Genomic DNA, 19016 nt, shown 5'->3' with positions numbered 1-19016 from the left:
CTCCCCGCTGCCGAACAGCAGGGAGACACCCCTCAGTGGGAAGCGCCGAAGATCAGGGCGCGACGATCGCGTTCGCGATGACGCGGACGGCGCTGACCAGGCCGTCGAGAAGGTGGCCCTGGCCGAAGGACGCGACCGCGGCGGTCACGCCGAGCTGCGCGACCCGGTCCGTGACGCGATCCGCGACGTCGACGCCGCTGCGGATCTGGATCGACCGCTGGTTCGGGTAGACGGCGATGAGCACCGAACGCGCCGCCTCGGGGGTCTGCGGGAAGACCGCGTCGGTCGCCGCCGCCGGGTCCGTCGCATCGCCGATGTAGGCGTTGAACCGCACCTTGGTGGCGCGGGTGGCCTCGGAGAGTGCATCGTCGAGCGCGATCAGGTCCCGCTCGGCGAACGGCGGGTTCTCGTCGAACGTGTGGTCGAGGCCGGCCGGGATGGCCCGCGAGATGCGTCCGCTCGCCGTCAGTGCGGCGGCGTACGGCAGGTTCTCCGGCGCGATCGCCGGGGCGTGGATCACGTCACCACTTGCCACTTGCGGTACCTCCGATCAGTTCCGTCGCCGAACCGGCGTGTCCGTGCCCACCGTGGTGTCCGTGTCCGGTCACCTCGTCGACAGCGCTCCACAGCACCGGCTCGTGATCCCACTTGTCACCGAGCTTGTACTCGGGCGGATTCGGGGTCGCGTACTTCGGCCCGATGTAGCCCAGCCCCGCGACGATCAGGACCACCAGCAACGGGATGCCCACGAATATCAGGGTTGTCTCGAGAATGCTCACACCGCAAACGGTAGCCCAGCCGGTACCATCCCGGCGCACTTGGCCCGGGATGTCTCCGTTGCGCTCAGGCGGCGCCCTCTCCCAGATACGGCAACCAGGTCGGATGCAGCTCCGGCAGGGTGGCCAGCAGACGCCAGTGCCGACCCTTCGGCGGCACCAGTGAGGCCCGCAACGTCCAGCCCAGTTCGCTGAGCAACCGGTCTGCTTTCTTGTGGTTGCACGACGCGCAGCAGGCGACGCAGTTCTCCCAGGAATGCTCGCCACCGCGGCTGCGCGGAACGACGTGATCGATGGTTTCGGCCTTGGCGCCGCAGTAGGCGCACCGGTTGCCGTCCCGGTGCATGAGCGCGGCCCGGGTCATCGGCACCCGCGCGTGGTAGGGCACGCGGACGAAGGTGCGCAGCCGGATCACCGACGGAAGCTGCACGGACCGTTCCGCCGAGTGCACGACCGGTGCCTGCGGGTCCTCGTGCACCGTGTCGGCCTTGCCGCAGGTCATGAGCACCACCGCGCGGCGCGCCGGCAGCGCGGTCAGCGGTTCGAAGGTGGCGTTGAGCAGCAGCACCCGCAACGCGAACCAGTCCGGTAGGGCACCGGGGTCGCGCACGACCCGCAGAGTGTTGGCCCCCGGGACCCCGTCGAGGGTCTCCGCGGGCGGGAGTTGTCGATGTGCGCTGCTGCGGTGCTTCATGCGACCTCCGGAAGACTGGCAATAGTGCACCACGGATGCCGCGACATCGCACCCCGAATTCGCCGACATATTGCGGTCGGGATGGTGAACGTCCCGTACCGCCCCGGCGCCCTTGCTGCGGAAGCAGGCACAATGGGCGGGCGAGAGGGAATGGTGAGCAACGATGAGTGACGAGCAGACCTTCTACGACGCGATCGGTGGGGCCGAGACGTTTCGGAAGATCACCGCGCGCTTCTACGAAGAGGTCGCCAAGGACGAGGTCGTCCGGCCGCTGTATCCGGAGGAGGATCTGGGCCCGGCGGAGCGCCGCATGCGCATGTTCCTCGAACAGTACTGGGGCGGTCCCCGCACCTACTCCGACGAGCGGGGGCACCCGCGGCTGCGGATGCGCCACCACCCGTTCAAGATCGGCCCGATCGAGCGGGACGCGTGGCTGCGGTGCATGCACACCGCGATCGCCTCGATCGACGACACCACGCTCGACGCCGCGCATCGCCGCCAGTTGCTCGACTACATCGACATGGCCGCCGACTCGCTGATGAACTCGCCGATCTGACCCCTTCCGGCGCAGTTCGGCGGCTCAGCCGCGGCCGAGCACCGACCGGATTCTGGTCACGACGCGCAGCGCGAACGCGATCGGCGCGGGGAGGTTCCGGCGCAGGATCGCGTGCTTGCGCACGTATTCCGGGACCTGCCAGACCGCCCAGGTTCCGGCGCGGAACAGGGCGGCGTCCCCGGCGCGCAACGTGCGGGGCGGGAAGTCGTCGGCGGAGACGGTGACGGCGCCGTCGATGATGTGCACGATCTCGTCCACGGCGAAATACCAGTTGAACCGGCCCGCGGTGCAGTCCCACACGTGCGTCGTCGTGGTCCGATCCGTGCTGGTCGACCACTGGCCGCAGCGCGCGCGGGGGGTGCCCGCGATGATCCAGGCGGGGTCGATCGGGTCGTCGGCGAGCTCGACGTCGTCGAGCCGGGCAGCCACCACGGATGTCCGTTTCATGCCGATCGTCCTATCACGCGGGGTTCCCCGGCCGCGACCTCGTGACTCGCCTCTCACGACACCCGCGGCCGAGATTTGACACCATGTTTGCGTGTCAAGGCCGCAGAGCACGTCGTCCCCGGCACCTCCTGTTCCGGTGCCCTGGTGGCGCGATGCCGTCTTCTACCAGATCTATCCGCGGTCGTTCGCCGACGCGAACGGTGACGGTGTCGGCGATCTCGCCGGCATCCGTGAGCGCCTCGGTTACGTCGAACTGCTCGGTGTCGACGCGATCTGGCTGAACCCGGTGATGCGGTCCCCCATGGCCGATCACGGTTACGACGTGTCCGATCCCCGGGACATCGATCCGCTGTTCGGCGATCTCGACGACTTCGACGAGCTGGTCCGGGAGGCGCATGCCCGGCGGATCCGCGTCGTGATGGATCTGGTGCCGAACCACACCAGCAACGAGCACCCGTGGTTCCGCGCCGCCCTCGCCGCACCGCCGGGCAGCCGCGAACGCGCCCGCTACCACTTCCGCGACGGCCGGGGCCCCGGCGGCGACGAGCCCCCGAACAACTGGCCGAGCATCTTCGGCGGTCCCGCCTGGACGCGGATCACCGAACCCGACGGCACCCCCGGCCAGTGGTATCTGCACCTGTTCGCCCCCGAACAACCCGACCTCAACTGGGGCAACGAAGAGGTCTTCGCGGATCTGGAACGGACCCTGCGGTTCTGGCTGGATCGGGGCGTCGACGGCTTCCGCATCGACGTCGCGCACGGCATGGCCAAACCGGACGGCCTGCCGGACCACGACGGGTGGCAGTCGAACAAGCTGCTCTCGCACTTCGACACCGATCCGCGGTTCAACGATCCGAACGTGCACCACATCCACCGGCGGATCCGGAAGGTCTTCGACGAGTACCCGCACGCAGTGGCGATCGGCGAGATCTGGGTGCACGACCCGCAGCGGTTCGCGGAGTACCTGCGCCCGGACGAGCTGCATCTCGGATTCGACTTCCACCTCGCGCTGACCGCGTGGGACGCGACCGCGATCCGGGAGGCGATCGAGGGTTCGCTCGCCGCGGTCGCTCCGGTGCAGGGAACCCCGACGTGGACGCTGTCCAATCACGACGTCTCCCGGGAGGTCACCAGGTTCGGCGGCGGTCCGGCCGGGATCGCGCGGGCCCGGGCGATGCTGCTCGTCGAACTGGCGCTGCCGGGGGCGGTGTTCGTCTACAACGGAGCCGAACTCGGGCTCGCCGATGTCGACCTGCCCGACGAGGCCCTGCAGGATCCGGTGTGGAAGAGGTCCGGGTACACGGACCGCGGTCGCGACGGCTGCCGGGTTCCGCTGCCGTGGGAGGGCGACCGGCCGCCGTTCGGGTTCACCTCGGCCGCGCAGGGCTGGTTACCGCAGCCGGAGGACTGGGCGGAGCTGACCGCCGAACACCAACTCGAGGACGTGACGTCGATGCTGTCGCTGTACCGGGCGGCGCTCGAGCTGCGCCGTCGCCGCCCGGAGTTGTCCGGCGGGATCGATTGGTACGGAAGCCCACCCGGCTGCCTGGCGTTCCGGCGGCAGGGCGGGCTGACGTGCGCGCTCAACACCACGGACGATCCGGTGCCGCTGCCCCCGGGTGCGGTGCTGCTCGCCAGCGCACCGGGTGCGGACACCCACCTGCCGCCGAACAGCGCGGCCTGGTTGCTGTGACACCGGAACGGCCGCCACGGTTACGAAAAGCTTTGCGTCACAACACGTTCAGACCAATTCCCCCGCCGCGTCGCAGGTACACCGAACCGTAGCGGGCGTCGAGCCGCAGCCACGTCGCGGTGGCCCGCACCCGCACCACCTCGGCGGGGTCGATGCGCGCGAGGTCGATCTCCGCGGTGGCGCCCGCCGGACCGACGGGCACGAAACCCATGCCGTTGAGCGCGAACACCAGCCGCATGGGCACCCCGACCGTGAGGCCGCCGCCGGTGACCTCGAGCACCTCCTGCGCGAGCAACGACACCGGCGGTCCCTGCGCCCCCTGTTCCCGGGTCGCCGCGACGCCGCGCTGGGCGAGATCGACGAGCACACGCGCGGGAACGTCGTCGACGTGGACGTAACCGTCCTCCGGTGGCAGCGACCCCCGCCAGGCCGAATCGACCGCCCAGCCGGGGTCGATGTTCTCCCCCGCATCGGGTGCGGTCAGTGCCGCACGCAGTCCGTCCGCGGCCACGCACGTGTCGGCGGGGGTGACGGTACCGCGCAGCACTCGCACGGCCAGGGCGTCGAACCCGGTGCGCACCCACGCCGCGAGCAGGCCGTCGCGCCGGCGGTGCAACCGCACGACGGTCGATTCGTCGAGCCGCAGTGCCCGCCCGAGGAAGGTCGCCAGGTCGGCCCGGTCGTCCGCGTCCGGGATGTGGACCTGCCGTTCGGCGTGTCCCGGCTCAGCCACGGCGCCACCGCTGCAGGAATTCTCGTTCGGGGGCAGTGAGTCGGCGCAGCTTCTGGGTGTCGATGTCGAACGCGGCGATCTGCGTCGACGCGACGATCGACGGCGGCGTATCGACGGGCGCGCCACCGGGCCGCACCTCGTAGCCGATGGTGAAGTCGACGGCGCGCACCTGTTCGGTCCACATCACCACGTCCAGCGGGCTGTCCTCGTGCCGCAGCTGGCCCCGGTACCGCACGTGCAGGTCGGCGATGACGGCTCCGTCGCGCAGGTTCACGGTGGGCCGGCCGTCGGCGAACAGCCACGGGATGCGGGCCTCCTCGAGCAGGGTCACCATCCGCGCGTGGTTGACGTGCTGGAAGGCGTCCATGTCGGACCAGCGCACCACCACCTCGGTCCGGAACCCGAACTGCTCCGCCGCATCCTTCACGTGCTACCTCCGATCGGGTGCACCCGCGCGCACCATGGTCCTGATCTGCCGTGCCGCCACCAGCAGCGTGGCCAGGTCCAGGTTTCCAGATGCGAATATCTCCTCGAGCGCCGCCCTCGCACGCACGAGCCGCGACCCGTTCGACAGCTCCCAGTCCTCGATCATCTCGACGCTGGTCTCCTCCGGTTCGGCGCCGGCGAGCACGTCCCGGGTCAACGCCCGCAACGATCCGTACAGTTCGTCGCGCAGCGCGAGCCGCGCGAGCGAATGCCACCGGTCGCCCCGGTCGAGTTCGGAGACCGCCGACAGCAGCCGGTCGACACCGAGGTGCGCGTCCATCGCGTAGTACAGCTCGGCGACGATCTCCTCGTCGCGTTCGACGATGTCGGCGATGTCGATGACGTCGAGCAGCGGGAACTGGTCGAGCAGCCGGAACACGTCCTCGGTGAGTGCGCGGGGGGCACCCCGGGAGAGCAGCGGCGCCATCCGGTCGCCGAGGTCCTCGCGGACGTGGCCGCGCATCCATTCCCCCACCCGCGGGGCCAGCTGCGCGAACGGCGCCCGGTAGCGGGCGATCTCGGCGCCGACGGCCAGCGGCTGCGGCCGGTTCGACAGCAGCCACCGCGACGCCCGGTCCAGCACCCGGTTGGATTCGAGCAGCAGGTCGTCGGCGACGTCGGTGGGGATGTCGGCGCTGCGGATGCGCGTCCACAACTGCGGCAGCCCGAAGATCTCGGTGGCGGCCGCGTAGGCACGGATCGCGTCCGTGCTCGACGCCCCGGCGTCCTCGCTCAGCCGGTACACGTAGGTGATGCCGCCGTTGTCGACGGTCTCGTTCGCGAGGATCGTCGCGACGATCTGCCGGCGCAGCGGATGCGCCTTGATTCCGTTGCGGAACCGCTGCCGCAGCGGCTCCGGGAAGTAGCCGGGCAGCCGGGTGGCGAACGTTTCGCTGTCGGGCAGGTCGGTCTCGAGCAGGTCCTCGACGAGGGCGAGTTTGACGTGGGCGAGCAACGTGCACAACTCGGGTGAGGTCAGTCCTTCACCGGCCTCGAGCCGCTGTTCGATCTCCTCGTTGTCCGGCAACGCCTCGAGGGTCCGGTCGAGGCCGCGTTCGGCGACGAGGGCGTTGATCAGGCGCTGGTGCACCCCGAGGAGCGCCGGTGCCGACGCCCGGGACACGCCGAGCACCCCGTTCTGGGCGATGTTGTCGGCGAGGACGAGCCGGGCGACCTCGTCGGTCATGGATTCGAGCAGCGGATTGCGTTCGGACTCCGGCAGTTCCCCGGCGGCGACCATCGAATCGAGCAGGATCTTGATGTTGACCTCGTGGTCGGAGCAGTCCACCCCGGCGGAGTTGTCGATCGCGTCGGTGTTGATCTTGCCGCCGGCGCGGGCGTATTCGATGCGGCCGCGGGGGGTCACACCGAGATTGCCGCCCTCCCCCACCACCCGCGCCCGGATCTCGTCGCCGTCGACGCGGACCGCGTCGTTGCTCTTGTCTCCGACGTCCGCGTGCGTTTCGGTGTGGGCCTTGACGTAGGTGCCGATGCCGCCGTTCCACAGCAGGTCGACGGGGGCGCGCAGGATCGCGCGGATCAGCTCGGGCGGAGGCAGTTCGGTGACCTCGTCGGGTAGGCCCAGCGCAGCCCGGGCCTCCGGCGCGAGCGGAATCGACTTGCGGGTGCGTTCCCACACCCCACCGCCGGTACCGATCAGCTTCGGGTCGTAGTCCGCCCAGGAGGACCGGGGCAGTTCGAACAGCCGGCGTCGTTCGGCGTAGGAGCGGGCCGCGTCGGGGTCCGGGTCGAGGAAGATGTGCCGGTGGTCGAACGCGGCGACGAGCCGGATGTGTTCGCTGAGCAGCATCCCGTTGCCGAACACGTCACCGCTCATGTCGCCGATGCCGACGACGGTGAAGTCCTGTGTCTGCGTGTCGAGGCCGAATTCGGCGAAGTGGCGTTTGACGCTCTCCCACGCCCCGCGCGCGGTGATGCCCATCGCCTTGTGGTCGTATCCGGCCGAACCCCCCGAGGCGAACGCGTCGTCGAGCCAGAAGCGATGCTCGCGCGCAACCTCGTTGGCGAGGTCGGAGAACGACGCGGTGCCCTTGTCCGCGGCGACGACGAGGTAGGGGTCGTCGCCGTCGCGGCGCACGACCCGGGCGGGCGGAATCGCCTGGTTGGTGCCTCGGTCGAGGTTGTCGGTGATCTCGAGCATGCCGCCGACGAACCGGCGGTAGCAGCGTTCGCCCTGCACGCGGACGGCGACACGGTCGACCGCGGGGTCCCCGGTGGGGGCGACGGGCCTCTTGACCACGAAGCCGCCCTTGGCGCCGACCGGCACGATCACCGCGTTCTTGACGGCCTGAGCCTTGGCGAGACCGAGGATCTCGGTGCGGTAGTCCTCGCGGCGGTCGGACCAGCGCAGCCCGCCACGCGCGACCGGACCGAACCGCAGGTGCACACCCTCGACTTCGGGCGAATAGACGAACATCTCGAATTTCGGCCGGGGACGCGGTAGTTCGTCGATCTCGCTGGGATCGAGCTTGAACGTCAGGATGCGTCCCATCGCGTCCCGGTCGTCGACCGGAACGAAGTAGTTGGTGCGCAGGGTGGCCCGGATCAGCGCGAACAGCCCGCGCAGGATGCGGTCGGCGTCGAGACCCGTGACGGCGTCGATCGCCCGCTCGAGTGCCGCGACGAGGTCGCGTTCACGGGCCGCCGAGACCGCCGGGAGCAGTTCCGGATCGAACATCGTCTCGAACAGTTCGACGAACAGACCGGTGGTGGCGGGGGCGGCGAGCAGCACCCCGGCGATGCGGTACTCGCTGTACGGGAAGCCCGCCTGCTTCAGGTATTTCGCGTAGGCGCGCAGCATCGCGGCCCGGCGCCAGGTCAGCCCCGCACGCAGGACCAGTTCGTTGAACCGGTCGACGACGACGGCCCCGTGCCACACCGCCTCGAAGGCGTCGGTGAAGCGTTGCGGCATCGCAGATTCCGGATCCACGTCGACCGGCATGTCGAGCCCGAAATCGTATATCCAGCAACTCATCCGGTCCGCGCGGATGATCTGGTACGGCCGCTCGTCGACGACGTCGACACCGAGGCTCTGCAGCGCCGGCAGCACCCGGCTCAGCGTGATGCCCTCGCTGCCGATGTAAAGCGCGAAACGCCACCGGCGCGGCACGGCGTCGTCGGGGCGGTACAGCAGCATGTCGATCGAGTCCGCCCGCAACGCCTCGAGGCGCGCCACGTCGGCGAGGGCGTGCGCCGGGTCGAAGTCCTCCTTGTACGCGTCGGGAAAGACGTCCGAATAGCGCTTCACGAGCGCAGGATCGATGGTCGGGTCGTCCGCGGCGATCTCGGCGAGCCGGTCGTCCCAGCTGCGGCTGGCCTCGGCGAGCAGACCCTGGATGCGCAGCCGTTCGGCTTCGGTCGTGTCGACCCGGACGTCGGGTGCACCGACCGCCGAACGGATCGTCACGTGCAGCTGCGCAAGATCACCCTCGGTGACACGGGCCGTGTAATCGAGTGTCCCCCCGCCGAATTCGCGCAACAGTATCTGCTGCATCGCGACGCGGACGCGGGTCGTGTAGCGGTCGCGCGGCAGATACACCAGGCACGAGACGTACCGGCCGAACGGATCGACGCGCACGAACAGCCGGACCTGACGACGCATCCCCACGACCGAGGACACGGTCCGGTACAGGCTGTCGGTGTTCATCGAGAACAACTCGATCCGCGGCATCGACTGGATGATCTCGAGCATCGCCTGCCCGGTGAACGAGGACATCGGCACGCCCGCCCGGGCGATGGCACCGCGTACCCGGCGCGACAGCATCGGAATGTCGAGGACGTTCTCGTGCAGTGCGGTGACCGTGAGCACCCCGAGGAACCGGTGCTCGCCGACGATGCGGCCGTCGTCGTCGAGGTTCGCCACGTCCACGAAGTACGGGTACACCGACCGGTGCACGGTCGCCGGCAGCGAGCCCTCGGTGAGCACCAGCAGCGGACGGTCCGCCGGTTCCGCGACGGCCGGCAGATCGATCGGATCGTGTGTCACCTGGTCGCGGAGCAGACCGAGGCCGCTGCCCGGTACCGGGTGGATCGGGCGCGCACCGTGCTCGTCCGGGTCCCCGAGGTTGTACTGGCGGTAGCCGAGGAGGGCGTAGTTGCCCTCCCCCAGCCAGCGCAGCAGCGCCGCCGTCTCGGTCAGCTCCTCGGCGGTGCGCGCGCCCGGCGGGTCGGTGGCGAGCGCCTCCAGGTACGCCTCGAGTTCGCGGCTGCGATCCTGCATGGCGTCGGTGTCCGTCACCACCTGGCGGACATCGGCGAGCACCACCGGAAGCTCGGCGTCCACGGCGTCGAGCGCCGAATCGGTCGTGGTGGGGTGCAGCTGCACGTGGATCCACGATTCGGCGGTGGCGTCGTCGGCTCCCGCCGGGACGGTGGTCAGCGCGACCAGCTCCCCCGTCGGTCCGCGCCGGGCCCCGAAGATCGGGTGCACGACCTCGCCGACGGTGACACCCAGGCGCTCCAGCAGGGACGTCACCGACTCCACCAACAGCGGCATGTCGTCGGTGACGATCTGCACTGCCGGACCGATCCCGTCGCGGCGCCCGGCCCGGTACACGTGCGTCACGGCGGTACCCGACGGGCGGTGCCGGCCCAGTTCCAGATGCGCCTGAATCGCACGGCGCAGATCGGTGAGCTCGCCGCCGCCCTGTCGATATGCCCGTTCCAGTACCTCGACATCCGACGAAACATGCTGCGATGCAGGCGACTCGGCCATGATGACCCTCCTCACTCGGATCTGCTGCGCAAACGCGAACGCCGCGGACAGGCCCGAAGTCGAGCCTATCCGCGGCGTGGCGTCCGAGGAGGGAAACGAGCGTCAGCCGACGGCTACGGCCAGGTATTCGCCGAGCATCCGGCGCTCGTCGTCGGTGAGCGCCCGGGCGGAGTCGGTGGCCGGGTCGAACCCGACCAGCACCGCGTCACCGAGTCCGCACACGTTGCCGTGCACGTCGGTGACGACGTGCCGGAGCGTGTAGGACGTGGTGCCGAGCCGCAGCACCGTCACCGTGACGGTGATCGGACCCGACTCGTCCTTGAGCGGCCGCAGGAATTCCACGTCGGTCTTGCGCACGACGACCGGCAGGGGCTCGAACGGTGCGGATCGGAAGAACTTGATCCGCGCCTCCTGCATGTACTCGACGAACTTGGTGTTGTTCACGTGCCCGAGCCGATCGGAATCGGCCCAGCGCACCTCGAGCTCGCAGGCGAACGCCTTGCCGCCCCGGTCGGCCACGCGCGGGTCAGTCACGCGTCAGCTTCCGGTGGGTGACCCGGTGCGGGCGGGCGGCCTCGGCGCCGAGACGCTCGATCTTGTTGGCCTCGTACGCCTCGAAGTTGCCCTCGAACCAGAACCACTTGCCCTCCTCGACGTTGCCCTCCCACGCGAGGATGTGGGTGCAGGTGCGGTCCAGGAACCAGCGGTCGTGGGAGATCACGACGGCGCAACCCGGGAACTGCTGCAGCGCGTTCTCCAGCGAGCTGAGGGTTTCGACATCGAGGTCGTTGGTCGGCTCGTCGAGCAGGATCAGGTTGCCGCCCTCCTTGAGGGTCAGCGCGAGGTTCAGGCGGTTGCGCTCACCACCGGAAAGAACCTCCGCCGGCTTCTGCTGATCCGGGCCCTTGAACCCGAACGCCGACACGTACGCGCGCGACGGCATCTCGTTCTGGCCGACCTCGATGAAGTCGAGCCCGTCCGAGACGACCTCCCACACGGTCTTCTTGGGGTCGATGTTCGCGCGGGTCTGGTCGACGTAGCTGAGCTTGACGGTCTCGCCGACCTTGACGGTGCCCGAATCGGGCTGCTCGAGACCGACGATGGTCTTGAACAGGGTGGTCTTGCCGACGCCGTTGGGGCCGATCACACCGACGATGCCGTTGCGCGGCAGGGTGAACGACAGGTCCTTGATGAGAACCCGGCCGTCGAAGCCCTTGTCCAGGTGCTCGACCTCGACGACGACGTTGCCCAGGCGCGGCGGCGTCGGGATCTGGATCTCCTCGAAGTCGAGCTTGCGGTGCTTCTCGGCTTCGGCGGCCATCTCCTCGTAGCGGGCCAGACGCGCCTTGTTCTTGGTCTGCCGGGCCTTGGCGCCGGAGCGGACCCACTCGAGCTCCTCCTTGAGGCGCTTCTGGAGCTTCTGGTCCTTCTTGCCCTGCACCTCGAGGCGCTCTGCCTTCTTCTCCAGGTAGGTGGAGTAGTTGCCCTCGTAGGGATGCAGCTTGCCGCGGTCGACCTCACAGATCCACTGCGCGACGTGGTCGAGGAAGTACCGGTCGTGGGTGACGGCCAGCACTGCGCCCGGGTAGGACGCGAGGAACTGCTCGAGCCACAGCACGGACTCGGCGTCGAGGTGGTTGGTGGGCTCGTCGAGGAGCAGCAGGTCCGGCTTGCTCAGCAGCAGCTTGCACAGCGCGACACGGCGGCGTTCACCACCGGAGAGGTGGGTGACCGGCTCGTCCGGCGGCGGGCAGCGCAGCGCGTCCATCGCCTGCTCGAGCTGCGAGTCGATGTCCCACGCGTTGGCGTGGTCGAGCTCCTCCTGGAGCTTGCCCATCTCCTCCATCAGCTCGTCCGAGTAGTCGGTGGCCATGAGCTCGGCGATCTCGTTGAACCGGTCGAGCTTGACCTTGATCTCGCCGAGACCCTCCTCGACGTTGCCCCGGACCGTCTTCTCCTCGTTGAGCGGAGGTTCCTGCAGCAGGATGCCGACGGTCGCTTCCGGGTCGAGGAATGCCTCGCCGTTGCTGGGCTGATCCAGCCCGGCCATGATCTTCAGGATCGACGACTTGCCCGCGCCGTTCGGTCCGACGACACCGATCTTGGCTCCCGGGTAGAAGCTCATGGTGACATCGTCGAGGATGACCTTGTCACCGTGCGCCTTGCGCACCTTCTTCATCGTGTAGATAAACTCCGCCATGCGTACCAGCGTATCGGGCCGGGCGTGGGAACCCACATCCTGGACTTTCTCCCCGGCCCGCGAGCGCACGCACGGCCGGAGTAGCTATCCGGCGAACAACCCCGCCACGAACGGCGTCGTGTCCGGCAGCGACGCGAACATCGTGTCGTCGTGATCGCCCGGATACGGCCGGAACCGCATGTCGGCGCCGCCCGCGGTGAGGTCGGCGGCCAGCTTCACCGACAGCGGCGGCGGCACCATCGTGTCGCGCACCCCCTGGCCGATGAACAGGGGACGGTCGTAGCCGCGGGTCGGAACCCCCACGTAGTCGGCGAACACCGACCGGAACCGTTCGTCCCAGAGCGGCCGGGAGAGCAACTCCCCCACCTTCACGTCTCCGTACCGCTCGTCGAACTCCTCGTAGCAGAGCGTCTCGGCGGCCTCGAGCAGCTCGACACCGCGAGGTGAGAGAAAGCTGTTCACGTCCAGGTCGGAGCGTGCCGCCCGGAGCCCCGCGAACAGGTAGCCGGTGTAGGCGGTCAGCCCCTCGAGACCGAGGTCGGGGAAACCGGGGAAACCGAGCGGGTACAGCAGCTCGAGGTTCGACGGCGCGCCCGTCGCGACCATGCCCCGGAAGTCCAGTTCGGGGGCGCGGGCGGTGGCCGCGTGCGCGGTGTGCAGGGCCGCGTGCCCGCCCTGGGACTGGCCGATCACCACCCAGCGGTCCGACAGCGAGGGTTCGACCGCGCGGGCCGCGCGGACGATGTCGACGATGCTGTTCGCGGCGCTCGGACCGTCCAGGTAGGTGTGGATGCCCTCGGTCCCCAGCCCGGGATAGTCCGCCGCGACCACCGCGTATCCCTGCGCGAGCCAGTGATCGAGGTAGGCGGTGTCGCGGGGTCCGCGCGGTCGCACCGACGGTGCGCAGTCGTCGGCGATGCCGTACGTCCCGTGCGCCCACGCCACCACCGGACGGCCCTCGGCGGGTGCGGGGCCCGGCGGCAGGAACAGCACCCCGGTCCCGACGGCCGGGGCGCCGGACCGCCACTGCGTGCGGTATTCGATGCGCTCGGCGACCGCGGCCCCCGGCACCGACAGCTCGGCGGGCAGCGGCCGCACGTCGATCACCGAGCCGGGGACCGGGTCGGCACCGGCTGTCGGTGACAGCGCCGCACAGAGGACCACCGCGCCCAGAACCGTCGCGAACCCGACCCGCACCCGACCCATCGCCCACCCCCGTGTCCGCCGATCTGCCGCTCTCAGCGTGGCAGACGCGGACCGGTTCGGGGCCCGGTTCTCAGCGGCCTTCGCGGTCGCGGCGGGCGAGTTCGGCGAACATCGCGTTGTGCGCGGCGAGTTCGGCGTCGTGGTCCCGCTCCGCGGCCCGGTCGACGCGCCGCGCGACGCGTTCGTCGCTGCGCGACCACTGCACGAGCAGCGCGAGCATCACCAGCACCAGCGGGATCTCGCCCGCGGACCACGCGATGCTGCCGCCGACCTTCTGGTCGGAGAACAGGTCTTCGTTCCACGGCAGCGCCAGGCCGCGGTAGTACGTCTCGGCCATCACCGTGCCCATGCTCATGAGCGTGACGCCGAAGAACGCGTGGAACGGCAGCGAACCGAACACCATCGCCAGCTTCGTCACCGGCTGCACGTCCCGCGGGGACGGGTCGACGCCGATCACCACCCAGTAGAAGAGGTAGCCGCTCATCAGGAAGTGCAGGTTCATCAGCACGTGCGCGGCGTGACTGTCGACGGAGGATTCGAAGATGCCACCCAGGTACAGCGCGTAGAAGCCGCCGACGAACATCACCGACGCCACGAGCGGATGGGTGAAGAACCGTGACGGCGGGCTGTGCAGGAATTCGAGGATCCACTCGCGCGGGCCGGGCGCCCCGTCGCGGCCGGCCGGCTTGAACGCGCGCAGCGCGAGCGTCATCGCACCGCCGAGCGCGAGCAGCACGGGAGCGAGCATCGACATCGCCATGTGCGCGCCCATGTGGACGCTGAACATCGCCGGCGAGTACATCCCGACACCCGAGGACGTCGCGACCAGCAGCACGAAGCATCCGCTGAACCAGGCGATCGCCCGGCCCACCGGCCAGGAGTCGCCGCGCTTGCGAAGCGTCCACATGCCGAGCGCGTACGCGGCGGCGAGCACGACGGCCGCGGTGCCGAAGATCAGGTCGAACCGCCACGGGCCGAAGAACAGGTTCGCGAAGGTGGGCGGGCCGTCGAGGTTGTAGCCGAGTTCCACCTCGAGGACGCTCGGCGACGTCGCGGGGGCGGGCGGTGGGGTGCGTCCCAGTCCGACGGCCAGGCCGACCGTCGCCGCGAGCAGGATCGTTTCCACCGCCGCGAACCGGACCAGGGCGCCGCGGCTGGTGGGGTCGGCCTCGAGGGCCGGCAGCGCGCGGCGGCGCTGCGCCCAGCCGAGGATGCCGATCAGGATCAGGGCAACGGCCTTGGCGATGACGAGCCGTCCGTAGGTCGTGGTCAGGAGATCGTCGAACGGCACCCGCACGGCGGAGTTGACGATGCCGCTCAGCGCCATCACCACGAACGCGATGCCGGCGACGACCGAGAACCGGCGGGCCGCGAGATCGGTGTGGTCACCGCCGCGGCGCGCGTGAACGAACAACGCGAACAGGCCGCCGGCCCACACCGCGGCCGCCACCAGGTGCAGCACGAGGCTGTTGGTGGCCATGTCGTGCGAGCCGCCCGAGGAGGAGTGCCCGGTCAGGGCGATCGGCAGGAGCGCGATCAGGGACAGCAGCAGCAGGTAGGGCACCCACGCCCAGCGCACCGCGAAACGGATCAGCATCGCCAGCACGACGGTGAGGACGAGCGTCCACGCCCACGCCGACGCGACCTCGACCTGCCCGACGGCCCGCCACATGTTCACCGGCTTGATCGCCTCCCCGAGCGGCTGCCCGGAGGTGTCCGACAGGGTCAGCGGCACCAGCAGCGCCGAGCACAGGGCCCATACGAGCGCCGCCGCCCCGGCGGTCCGCACCGACCGGTAGCCGTCGACGTCGAGCACGCCGCTGCGTTGCGGGGGCACGAGGAAGGCCGCGAAGAACAGCGAACCGATCGTGGCGACCGCGGCGATCTCCGCGACACCCCGGACCGCCGGCAGCCCGTAGGTGGTGAGCGGGCCGGGATCGGGGATACCGAGCAGCACGAGCGCCTGCGACGCGGACAGTCCGACCACGATCGCCGCGACGATCGCCGAAATGACGCCGAACACGACATACAGGGCAGTCGTGCCCGATCGTGGGGCGGAGGTGGGTTCGGATTCGGGCTGCGCGAGCTCGGGTGCTGCCATGGCTACCAGGGTAGGACGTGCCCGGAGTCCCCTACGACACGACGTCGGAGCACAGTGTCCGCCGTCACGACCCCGTTCGCTCCGGCGGTCATTCCGCTCGCGTGGGCACCGGGTTCCCGTTCCGGAGCGTCGATTCGTATCCGGTCGTGAGCCAGAAGACGGTGCGATCGATCGTGGGGATGATGTCGGTGATCGCGATGTGCCCGTCGTGGTATCGCCCCACCAGCCCGTAGACGAGGCTCGACAGGATCGATTCCAGTTCGGCGACGAAGTCGGGGTCCACGTCCGACAGGACCGCCTGGCCGACCGGCACGACCACGTCGAAACCCCGCAGGGCGAGGGTTTCGCCGCCGGGTGCGGTCCGCACCCGGAAGTAGGCGAGGAGCATCGCCGGGTGCTGCACCCACGGTTCGAAGATCGCCCGCATCACCCGCATCATCGCCGGGTGCAACGGCTCGCCGGGATCGCGGCTCTGCTTGACGATGCCGGAGTGGTTCTCCGCCATCCAGCGTTCGATCGCGGCGAGGATCAGCTCGTCGCGCGTCGGGTAGCGCTTGTAGATGGTCGACAGCGAGGTGCGGGCGCGCCGCGCCACCTCGCGTAGCTGGACCGCGTCGTATCCCCCGCTTTCGAGGAGTTCGACGACGGTGTCGAGGAGTCGGTCCGAGGTCCGGTCGACCCCGCCCTCCACATCAGCATTCTCCATTTTGTGAATTTCCTTGCCGCATAGTGGTAACCCGGTTATCGTATGCCCAGTAACAAGGTTACTCGGCTCCGACGCGGCGACGGGGCGATCGGAAACACCCACGCCGCCGGTTCCAGCCCGCACTCACCCTGTGGAGCACCCATGCCACCGATACGACTGCACGTCGATCACGATCTCTGCGAGGCGCACGCCCTGTGCACCGAGATCGCACCGGAGGTCTTCGACCTCGGCGACGACGACCTCGCCCACTGCGACGAATCACCACCGGAAGCGTTGTGGCCCAAGGTGAAATCCGCCGCCAGTGCCTGCCCTCGCCAGGCCATCAGCTTCACCGAGACATAGCCACTGCCCGAATCGAAAGGCCGGCATTCCGATGACCGATCTCGCATCAGTCGACTACTTCTCCGACGGAGAGGTCGCACAAAGCCCCTTCGAGTACTTCGATCAGCTCCGGGACCGAAACCCGGTCTACCGCGAACCGCACTACGGCGTCGTGGTCGTCACCGGCCACCAGGAGGTGGTCGAGGCTTTCAAGAACAGCGACGCCCTCTCGGCGGTCAACTCGATCGGCGGGCCGTTCCCCCCGCTACCGTTCATGCCCGAAGGCGACGACATCACGGAGCAGATCGAAGCGCACCGTCACCAGTTCCCGATCTTCGAGCACCTCGTCACGATGGATCCGCCCGATCACACGAAGGCCCGCGCGCTGCTGGGCCGGCTCCTCACTCCGAAACGCCTGAAGGAGAACGAGGAGTATCTGTGGACGCTCGCGAACGAGCAACTCGACGAATTCATCGACAACGGTCGCTGTGAATTCCTCGGCGAGTACGCCAAACCCTTTGCGACGCTGGCCATCGCCGATCTGCTCGGTGTCCCGCAGGAGGACCGCGACGAGTTCCGGCGGGCGCTGGGTGCGGACGCACGGCCCGGCGCGCGGGTCGGCGCCCTCGACGGCGAGCCGGTCGGTATCAATCCGCTCGAATACCTGGACGATCGTTTCAGCGGCTACCTCACCGAGCGGCGACGCGAGCCCCGAGGCGACATCCTCAGCGGCCTCGCCACCGCTACCTACCCGGACGGCTCGATCCCCGAGATCATCGAGGTCGTACGGCCCGCGACTTTCCTGTTCGCGGCCGGTCAGGAGACCGTGACGAAGCTGCTCAGCTCGGCACTGCGGGTCCTCGGCGAGCGACCGGAATACCAGAAGATCCTGCGTGAGGACCGCAGCCTCATCCGGCCCTTCATCGAGGAGTCCCTCCGCTTCGACAGCCCGACGAAGGTCGATTTCCGCCTCGCCCGCAAGACCACCACGATCGGTGATGTCGACATCCCGGCCGGGACCGTGGTGATGCTGAGTCTCGCGGCCGCGAACCGTGATCCGCGCAAGTTCGAGGATCCGAACGAGTTCCGCTTCGACCGGCCGAACGCCCACGACCACATCGCGTTCGGCCGCGGACTCCACACGTGCGCGGGGGCACCGCTGGCCCGCATCGAAGGCCAGATCACCCTCAATCGCCTGCTCGATCGGATGAGCGAGATCCGGCTCTCCGAAACCGAGCACGGGCCGGCGACCGACCGCCGGTACACCTACGAACCCACGTTCCTGCTGCGCGGACTCACCGAACTCCACATCGAGTTCACCCCGTCGAACTAGCGGCAAACCCCCGGCATCGCTTCGAGCGGCCGCTCGAGGCGCAACACGAAAGGCATTCCATGGCAGGGAGAGTAGAAGGCAAGGTCGCGTTCGTCACGGGCGCGGCCCGTGGGCAGGGACGCAGCCACGCGGTGCGGCTGGCGCAGGAAGGCGCCGACATCATCGCGATCGACATCTGCGGTCCGATCCGGGAAGGCGCGCTGATCGCCCCGTCCACCCCGGACGACATGGCCGAGACCGTGGAGCTCGTCAAGGGCCTGAACCGTCGCATCGTGAGCGCCCAGGTGGACGTCCGCGACTTCGACGCGCTGAAGGCCGCGGTCGACGACGGCGTCGCACAGCTGGGCCGGCTCGACATCGTCGCGGCCAATGCGGGGATCGGAACCGGCGGCTTCAGCCTCGACCAGACCGACGAGGTGGACTGGCAGGAGATGATGGACATCAACCTGTCCGGTGTGTGGAAATCGGTGAAAGCCGCTGTGCCGCACATGATTGCGGCAGGAAACGGTGGTTCGATCATCCTGACCAGTTCGGTGGGCGGGCTGAAGGCCTACCCGACCATGGGGCCGTACATCGCCGCGAAGCACGGCGTGGTCGGGCTGATGCGCACGTTCGCCGTCGAACTGGGACAGCACTTCATCCGCGTCAACACCGTCCACCCCACCAACGTGAACACCCCGATGTTCATGAACGAGGAGACGATGAAGATGTTCCGCCCCGACCTCGAGAACCCGGGGCCGGAGGACATGAAGGTCGTCACCCAGATGATGCACGTCCTGCCGATCGGCTGGGTGGAACCGGAGGACATCAGCAACGCGGTGTTGTTCCTGGCCTCCGACGAATCCCGCTACGTCACCGGGCTCACGCTCACGGTGGATGCAGGCAGCACCCTGAAGTAGCGGTGCGCTTCGCGCCGGTGTGCCTTTGTGGCGGCTGGAGCCGGCCGACGCCGATCTGAGCGAGGCGACGCGGCTGTCGATGGAGGCCGGCATCGCCGCGATGCTTCCCGACAACCGGCTCACCGACGTC

At 69.1% G+C, this 19016-nt stretch carries 17 protein-coding genes and 1 pseudogene; 6 read left to right on the top strand and 12 right to left on the bottom strand.

What is annotated here, in order from left to right; translation table 11 throughout:
- Positions 1–52: 52 nt before the first annotated feature.
- From ACWDUD_RS11960 to ACWDUD_RS11950, 3 genes are all read right to left on the bottom strand, one after another.
- A complete protein-coding gene (locus tag ACWDUD_RS11960; RefSeq protein WP_450109454.1) occupies positions 53–535 on the bottom strand; it encodes a DUF5130 family protein in 483 nt (160 codons plus the stop codon).
- Positions 522–779 (bottom strand): aa3-type cytochrome oxidase subunit CtaJ, encoded by a 258-nt coding sequence (ctaJ, locus tag ACWDUD_RS11955; protein ID WP_450109453.1) that lies wholly within the window; start codon positions 777–779, stop codon positions 522–524. Before ctaJ ends, ACWDUD_RS11960 begins: the two co-directional genes overlap by 14 nt.
- Before the next feature lie 64 nt (positions 780–843).
- Positions 844–1470 carry an HNH endonuclease gene (locus ACWDUD_RS11950; protein ID WP_197251993.1) on the bottom strand — a complete coding sequence of 209 codons (627 nt, stop codon included), beginning with the start codon at positions 1468–1470 and terminating at the stop codon, positions 844–846.
- Between the two features lie 163 nt (positions 1471–1633).
- On the opposite strand from ACWDUD_RS11950, the gene ACWDUD_RS11945 reads away from it, so the two are divergent.
- Complete coding sequence (locus ACWDUD_RS11945) at positions 1634–2026, top strand: globin (protein ID WP_197251994.1); 393 nt, start codon at positions 1634–1636, stop codon at positions 2024–2026.
- A gap of 24 nt (positions 2027–2050) precedes the next feature.
- Here ACWDUD_RS11945 and ACWDUD_RS11940 read toward each other — a convergent pair whose 3' ends face one another.
- Entirely contained in the window at positions 2051–2473 is a 423-nt protein-coding gene (locus tag ACWDUD_RS11940; protein ID WP_450109452.1) for a cupin domain-containing protein, read from the bottom strand.
- Positions 2474–2564: 91 nt separating this feature from the next.
- Here ACWDUD_RS11940 and ACWDUD_RS11935 point away from each other — a divergent pair, with 91 nt between their 5' ends.
- Positions 2565–4166, top strand: a complete 1602-nt coding sequence (locus tag ACWDUD_RS11935; protein WP_450109451.1) for a glycoside hydrolase family 13 protein — start codon at positions 2565–2567, stop codon at positions 4164–4166.
- A gap of 37 nt (positions 4167–4203) precedes the next feature.
- Here the strand turns inward: ACWDUD_RS11935 and ACWDUD_RS11930 are convergent, their stop codons facing one another.
- The 8 genes from ACWDUD_RS11930 to ACWDUD_RS11895 form a co-directional block, all read right to left on the bottom strand.
- Positions 4204–4899, bottom strand: a complete 696-nt coding sequence (locus tag ACWDUD_RS11930; protein ID WP_450109450.1) for a hypothetical protein — start codon at positions 4897–4899, stop codon at positions 4204–4206.
- The gene (locus tag ACWDUD_RS11925) at positions 4892–5326 is read right to left on the bottom strand and encodes an acyl-CoA thioesterase (protein WP_420752208.1); all 435 of its coding nucleotides are present in this window, start codon (positions 5324–5326) and stop codon (positions 4892–4894) included. Before ACWDUD_RS11925 ends, ACWDUD_RS11930 begins: the two co-directional genes overlap by 8 nt.
- A gap of 3 nt (positions 5327–5329) precedes the next feature.
- Positions 5330–10120, bottom strand: a complete 4791-nt coding sequence (locus ACWDUD_RS11920) for an NAD-glutamate dehydrogenase (RefSeq protein WP_450109449.1) — start codon at positions 10118–10120, stop codon at positions 5330–5332.
- A gap of 102 nt (positions 10121–10222) precedes the next feature.
- Complete coding sequence (locus ACWDUD_RS11915) at positions 10223–10654, bottom strand: acyl-CoA thioesterase (RefSeq protein ID WP_450109448.1); 432 nt, start codon at positions 10652–10654, stop codon at positions 10223–10225.
- On the bottom strand, positions 10647–12320 hold the full coding sequence (ettA, locus tag ACWDUD_RS11910) for an energy-dependent translational throttle protein EttA (protein ID WP_450109447.1): 1674 nt from the start codon (positions 12318–12320) through the stop codon (positions 10647–10649). The genes ACWDUD_RS11915 and ettA overlap by 8 nt, the downstream gene beginning before the upstream one ends.
- A gap of 84 nt (positions 12321–12404) precedes the next feature.
- Positions 12405–13526 carry a lipase family protein gene (locus tag ACWDUD_RS11905; RefSeq protein WP_450109446.1) on the bottom strand — a complete coding sequence of 374 codons (1122 nt, stop codon included), beginning with the start codon at positions 13524–13526 and terminating at the stop codon, positions 12405–12407.
- 70 nt (positions 13527–13596) lie between these two features.
- Positions 13597–15627 (bottom strand): cytochrome c oxidase assembly protein, encoded by a 2031-nt coding sequence (locus ACWDUD_RS11900; protein WP_450109445.1) that lies wholly within the window; start codon positions 15625–15627, stop codon positions 13597–13599.
- A gap of 88 nt (positions 15628–15715) precedes the next feature.
- Positions 15716–16333, bottom strand: coding sequence for a TetR family transcriptional regulator (locus tag ACWDUD_RS11895; RefSeq protein ID WP_450109444.1), 618 nt, complete (start codon positions 16331–16333; stop codon positions 15716–15718).
- Between the two features lie 141 nt (positions 16334–16474).
- Between ACWDUD_RS11895 and ACWDUD_RS11890 the strand changes: the two genes are divergently transcribed.
- The 4 genes and pseudogenes from ACWDUD_RS11890 to ACWDUD_RS11875 form a co-directional block, all read left to right on the top strand.
- Positions 16475–16675, top strand: coding sequence for a ferredoxin (locus ACWDUD_RS11890; RefSeq protein ID WP_450109443.1), 201 nt, complete (start codon positions 16475–16477; stop codon positions 16673–16675).
- 31 nt (positions 16676–16706) lie between these two features.
- Positions 16707–17987 (top strand): cytochrome P450, encoded by a 1281-nt coding sequence (locus tag ACWDUD_RS11885; protein ID WP_450109442.1) that lies wholly within the window; start codon positions 16707–16709, stop codon positions 17985–17987.
- A gap of 59 nt (positions 17988–18046) precedes the next feature.
- Positions 18047–18886: a mycofactocin-coupled SDR family oxidoreductase gene (locus tag ACWDUD_RS11880; protein WP_197256794.1), complete on the top strand. Its 840-nt coding sequence runs from the start codon at positions 18047–18049 to the stop codon at positions 18884–18886.
- Between the two features lie 40 nt (positions 18887–18926).
- Positions 18927–19016 (top strand): annotated as a pseudogene (locus tag ACWDUD_RS11875) (type I methionyl aminopeptidase); the annotation flags it as partial.

This window comes from Rhodococcus sp. NPDC003382, assembly GCF_053589135.1.
Note: the sequence above shows the minus strand (reverse complement) of the source record. Positions and strands in the feature narration are given on the sequence as shown.